General features: G+C 35.7%; 8 protein-coding genes. 3 read left to right on the top strand and 5 right to left on the bottom strand.

All coding sequences use genetic code 11. The features are described 5' to 3' along the window. Positions 1-434: 434 nt before the first annotated feature. The 3 genes from BLV86_RS16945 (at position 435) to BLV86_RS16935 (ending at position 2271) form a co-directional block, all read left to right on the top strand. The gene (locus tag BLV86_RS16945; protein WP_090819940.1) at positions 435-1049 is read left to right on the top strand and encodes a hypothetical protein; all 615 of its coding nucleotides are present in this window, start codon (positions 435-437) and stop codon (positions 1047-1049) included. 46 nt (positions 1050-1095) lie between these two features. Then, positions 1096-1317 (top strand): hypothetical protein, encoded by a 222-nt coding sequence (locus tag BLV86_RS16940; RefSeq protein WP_090819937.1) that lies wholly within the window; start codon positions 1096-1098, stop codon positions 1315-1317. 111 nt (positions 1318-1428) lie between these two features. Then, positions 1429-2271: a hypothetical protein gene (locus tag BLV86_RS16935; RefSeq protein ID WP_090819934.1), complete on the top strand. Its 843-nt coding sequence runs from the start codon at positions 1429-1431 to the stop codon at positions 2269-2271. A 447-nt stretch (positions 2272-2718) separates the two neighbouring features. Here the strand turns inward: BLV86_RS16935 and BLV86_RS16930 are convergent, their stop codons facing one another. The 5 genes from BLV86_RS16930 to BLV86_RS16910 form a co-directional block, all read right to left on the bottom strand. After that, a complete protein-coding gene (locus tag BLV86_RS16930) occupies positions 2719-2943 on the bottom strand; it encodes a hypothetical protein (RefSeq protein ID WP_090819931.1) in 225 nt (74 codons plus the stop codon). Positions 2944-2989: 46 nt separating this feature from the next. Then, entirely contained in the window at positions 2990-3238 is a 249-nt protein-coding gene (locus BLV86_RS16925; protein WP_090819926.1) for a hypothetical protein, read from the bottom strand. A gap of 568 nt (positions 3239-3806) precedes the next feature. Then, positions 3807-4064: a hypothetical protein gene (locus BLV86_RS16920; protein WP_090819923.1), complete on the bottom strand. Its 258-nt coding sequence runs from the start codon at positions 4062-4064 to the stop codon at positions 3807-3809. 755 nt (positions 4065-4819) lie between these two features. Beyond that, positions 4820-5107: a hypothetical protein gene (locus BLV86_RS16915; protein WP_090819920.1), complete on the bottom strand. Its 288-nt coding sequence runs from the start codon at positions 5105-5107 to the stop codon at positions 4820-4822. 18 nt (positions 5108-5125) lie between these two features. Beyond that, positions 5126-5707: a hypothetical protein gene (locus BLV86_RS16910; protein ID WP_090819917.1), complete on the bottom strand. Its 582-nt coding sequence runs from the start codon at positions 5705-5707 to the stop codon at positions 5126-5128. Positions 5708-5972 lie beyond the last annotated feature (265 nt).

The raw sequence follows: 5972 nt of genomic DNA, 5'->3' as shown, positions 1-5972 counted from the left end.
GAAGATTCTTTACATTTGGCTCCGGAGGGGCATGAGGCATTAGCTGAAGCACTATATAAGACTATCATTTCTAACAATTGTTAAAGGCTCCGTAATAGGTCTACTTGAAAAATGTTTTAAAGAAGTCCTTTATTTTAGAACCGGTGCAAACTATGTGTCCCTTTAATCTGCACCTAAGTACTATTTTTAACCATTTTGGCGCGTTTTTGTGCCTGAAAAGCCCATAAATCCTTCACCTAAACCAGAATTCTGTTTTAGGTGAAGGATTTTTAGTTCCAATGATAGATTGATTTTTTTAATACCGTAAACTTATGTTCTATATTTATGTACAATTTTTTCTCCCTGCCATGATGTAGACTTTAATCATTGAAAGAGTAATCACACATTACTCAGCGTAGTTTACACAATTTGCCAACTGGCAGGAAAGGATTCCTATGAAAACCGAAAGAGTATTAAGCATGGATGCTGACAGCAGGATTTACCACAAGCCGAATTGTCACTATGTAAAAATGATGTCCCCAAAGAACCGTATGTCCTTAGCAAAAGAAGATGCTCAGATAAGAGGATACCGCATCTGTAAATGTTGTAATTCAATGTCATACCATTACAGAACAGAGCAAAACACCATCGAATACTACAGAAAGAACAAAAAGATGGATTTCAAGTTCATAGATGGAGTTTTGTATGTGAAAACAGAGATTGGCTGCTGGAAACTTGTATATTCAAAAAGATTTGAGGATATAGTTCTCTACCACAGAAACACAATTTCTGCGCCTCTGGATTTTGATCATCCGGAGAACGAACCTTATCACAGGCAAGTTGATGCACAATCTCGCCATATGATCAGCGGGTATCTCAACTACATTTATGAGCATGACAGGTATAAGGCTGCAATGGAACGTGGCGAGAAGAATTTCAGGTTCTCAAGCAAGAAGTATGCCCGTCATGAAGCAAAGGCTCAGAGAAAGAGACAGCATAGAAGAGTAGAGCAACTTTTTATGTTAATTGAAAAAGGAGATTCCAATCTCCTCAAATTATCAATATGCTGACAATACAAGGAACAAAGTTAATCTAATAGACGAAAGGATGAATATCATGGATATATTAAAAACTATGGTCACAACAACTGCTTCAGTTGTTACATGGGAACTACTCAAAAAAAGAGATGAAAGAATAAAAGAAGCAAGTGAATACAGAAATATTAAGATCAAAAGAGATCTGATGGATGAATTCTCAGCATCTTGCGATAGGGCAGGCGTTGATGTGAGCTATCAACTAAAGAAATTGATAAAGGATTTCAATGAAGAAGTAAGCTAGTTGTTAATAAGCAACAATTTACCTATTTACATCAGAATCCAGGAACTACTTCTTGGTTCAGGACTGTGGTAAACTAAAGCCAACGAGTAAAGCATTTGTATTGAGGACGCTATGGTTCAATGGATTAAAGACAAAATAGATAAATATAATGAGATTACTTTGCATTGTGAGTATAATACAAAAAATTCAGATGTTGTTTTTGTCACAGTGACAATTTATTCAGAAGGAATACATCCTACTTACAGTGTAAAAGTATGTGTTTTATCTGAAGATAAACTGGATAGAAAATCAGCACCACCTCATATAAGAGGTTTAATCAACGAAAATCTCGAACAACTTTTGGATGAGGCTATAGTCCTTATATACCACGCAACTAATAAACCCTTTTATGTTGTTGAAGATTCATCCGGGATATATAACGAAGAAATAAATAATCTTTACGAGAAGTTATTGGTTGTTGGCATGGAATACGAATATGCGAAGGTATACAACCAGACAATACAGAATTTTAAAGAGCCAAAAAAGTTCTGTAATTCAAATATTTTCTTTACGAGGATTGCAAAGAATGAGAAAAGATATAATCTGAAGGAAGCAATGCATTATCTCAAGCTGAATCAGAGTGAATTCAGATTCAAAGAACGTAGTAAAGAAGAATTGTCTGATCCGATTATCTCGGTTTCTACTCCGGACATTACTCGGAAATTCGGAAACAATGATAAGAACACATTCGATTTTGTGGCTATAGAAATCTTATTGAGAAGGAATCTGAATATAGATGACATGGAAGCCTACGTAAAACAAAACCTTGACATCTTCAACAATAGAGCATTACAAAAGATAGCAGAAGATAAAAAATACAAAAGTTTTAATGTTCCTGTGAAATATCTCAAGCTATACAGCATCGGAACACATATGAAGAGCAGCATAAGGATGATGTATGAGCTGGGTAGTTAAAATGCGTTGTTAAAGCATCATTATTTATTATAAAATATATTACATCATTTAGCTATATAGCCATAGCATGTATATTGCCCGAAATTGTAGAAATGATTATTTATGAGAAGCTGTAGCGTATTCTGGATGAACTCAATCTAACATAGGTAATTGAATTAATTTCAATCTAATGTTAAACTACTGGCAAGTATCAAATGGATTGTTCATAGGAGGTATGATATGCCAATTCATATTATTTTAGCGTGTGTAGTAGCTTCGACAACTTATTGGATGTTAAGCTGTAAAAGAAGAAATAAATAATAAAAGGGCCGGAGGAATAAACCTCCGGTGATTTTTCTTTCGGCATTGTATACAGTATACATTATTTCGTTAAACAGCAGTTTTGCGAAATAATGTATACTGTATACTGTGTACATAGGCGCAAACTGAAGAAGTTAACGCGACTTTCTACCTCTTTTTTATCCAAAAAGGTCTCGTTAACCTCTTCCTTTCGTTTCCTCCCGGCATTAGCTCTATAGATCTTACCTGACCTCTTCCGTATTTTGGTCTTGAAGGCATTGTAACCCAATCACCAATTTTAAATACCCATGCCGGATTGGAACCATTACCTGTTCCGCCAGTCGCATTAGCCATCATCTCATCATTAAGCTCTATATTCTTGTTATCTGACATCTTGGTTTCCTCCTTATTATTCATAAAATCATGTATCTAATTGATTTCACGCTAAAATTATAAATTCATGAGGAATCCCTCTCACAAGGCTTCCTCCATTTTCTATTTGAACATCATAGAGGGCCATAAATTCATTACGAATGTGTACGTCTGCTATTTCTCCATATGCCTCGCCGGCATTGCCTTTAACAAAGACTCTAGTGCCTATACTATAAGGTGTTATCGGTTCAAAAGATCCGCCAGTTACCTTTGCCATCATCTCATCATTAAGCTCTATATTCTTATTATCTGCCATTTTAGTTTCCTCCTGTTATTAGAATCTTCTCTTGATTCTTCGTCCCGTTTCTTGATGATTCGACTCTATCATGTCAATATTTCCTTTACAATATTTCCTGTTTATTCGGTCGATTTTCATGTCTATTCGGTCAGGAAACCATTTCGATTTATCTCAGCGGTCATTATCAAGACATATCCCTTATCGTCTTTATTTAATCGATATTTACAGATATTTTATAATATTTATATATATTCGTATTACTCCCCTTCAGATAAAGATTTATATTCTCTTCTCTCCTGCACACTGATAAAATATGTCCCATTATTTAAAGGTTGAGTGTTTGAACGGTTGTTTTAGGGATTTTACGGAGTATTTGATAAATAGTATCCTCGGTTACCATATACAGCTACGTTTTTTCGAAATAATCTATTCAGGTTCCGATAAATAACAAGTTCGATAGACCCTGCCTTTTCAAAAATCGTAAATCGACTCAACTGTTTAAACAAATAAAATTATCCGGTGATGTATGAACACAATTCCACACTTCACCGGATGATTCCCTTATAATTCTTTTGCTTGTTTTTTCTTATTTTCTATATTTTTTGTTTTTTAATAAATTACGTTCTCTTTCTTCTTCGACTTCGATAAATGCTTCAAGAGATATTCCCCAGTCATCACATCCGTGAGTAAACATTTTTTTAACTTCGTCCATTGACATGCCATATGTATATTCACCATTATCGGTCCTTCTCCCATAGCCGGCACATACATACCCAAAGTTAAACTCGCAATTGTCACATGATCTTTTGCTTGGTTCAAGATAATCAAAATCAGCTTTTCTCATAGTTCAGTACTCTCCATTCTCAATAAAATCACGTTATAATCTTCTTACGACTATAACGCACTCAAATAAGTTGCTTTGTCTGTCATGGTGTTTGCACTAGATCTTATTTACATTAATGAGACTGATTTGATTATTATTGATAGTACCTGACTAGATTCGCCATCTAAAACTTGAAGCTTTGTCTAAGCGAAATAATAAATGTACTCTATGAGTTCTGATTTTCTAAGTCTCTCAATATTTTCAACTTTTATAATGATTCCTATGAACTTGACTACCTGCTATTGTACATTACAAGTATTCTATAAGCAATAATCGATATTGATTTCGACAGAAATAGAAGTCAAAATTTGACGGTAATAGGTGTATATGCTACCATCATATTTAACAATGATGACTCTGAGCTAGATATGTTTTTCTCGATCATACCTCAGTAAAACTTATTAGATTCCTAGTATTGGCTTAGACATCATAACTATTCTCACACTAAATCAAGAAGAAACTCTGCCTTTTAAGAGGTGGAGTTTCTTCTTGATTTTTTTATATTAGGAATTATAACCACGGAAACCAAAAAACCGTCCCCTGCTTGAGAAAGGGACGGCTCTTTGCGTTATTAGATTGGAAGCTTGAATTAACTAAAATAATAGTTTTATTGAACGTATTTGTCAACAAACGCTATTTCTAAAATCCAAGGAATCATAATACTTTTTATTCCTCTTAATTTTCTATAAATCATTCGTGTTTGTACATCTAACTTCTTAACTTGCAATCTTGATTTCAGCTTCTCCAATGTCATATATCAGCCCAGAATCGCACAAGGTTCCCCAACTGAAAACGGTATTTATCTGTCCGACGCCACCACAGAGATCAAGGTTCCCGGCTTTCCAAGGGGCAGTAACTCCATAATAGCCGTAACTGCTTTCAACTTCGTGTCCTACAGAGGCTGCACCATCCGAAATATTATCTGGTCCGGCAACTTCATCACGTGTCAGCCATGCGGTCTGATCAGCTATGAAACGTGCAGCAATATCCTCGTTGTAGCCCATATCTGTTAGCGCAGCAAATCATTCTTCTTCACTGTTTTCACTTACTACTAATTCGACTACCTCTTTATACTTATCGATATCCAATGTTCCGGTTCGAACCGTAGCAGAGCTTTTAGGGACACTTCTCTGTGAATCATCCGGATAGCTTCCATCTTTGTTTCTTCCGTAGGACATGGAATACCCGCCATCTCCTCCGTCTCTGCTCACATCAACTGTTCCGGAAAGCTCTTTGATTGATACTATGCTCTCGGGTAAAAAACCACCATAGTGCGGCCATGCAAGGTTAAAATGAAGATCTCCATTGTTATCAAACAGGACTATAGTCTCCTTCGCATTATCTGGAGATATAAGGTCATATGCAGTCACCGGCCAACTCTCATCACTTTCTTTTACAAGATCATATATCTCCTGCCCGGTAAGCTTAGAAAATTCTTCTTTCTGATCAGATGCCAGCTCCTTAAACTCACTGTAAGTAACAGCTGTGCTGCTCTCCTGTTTTTGAAACGGTCTACAAACTATCAAGAATGACAGGATACACGAAACCATCAGCATAACAAAAAACACCAGCTCATTCTCGTTATTAAGACGCTTTCGTTCCATTTTAATCACCTCCATGTCAGTTATTATATATTTTAACAAGCTGTTGGGAGAAAGCGCAGCCTTTGCGACACGATTCGGTCTATTAATGTGATTCGCTTTTCGTTAATCGGTCTAAAAATGCAATTTTTGATTGAATATTCGGTCAAAAAACGTTATTATCTGCTTGTAGGTATATTAGATGTAAGGAGCAATTCTTATGGATAGAATGGCGTTTGAAGAACTAAAAAAATGGAAGAATAAAAAGCGCAGAAAACCTTTGCTTGTG

This window comes from Oribacterium sp. KHPX15 (assembly GCF_900107835.1).
Lineage (GTDB): Bacteria > Bacillota > Clostridia > Lachnospirales > Lachnospiraceae > Oribacterium.
This window is presented reverse-complemented; position numbering and strand designations above follow the sequence as displayed.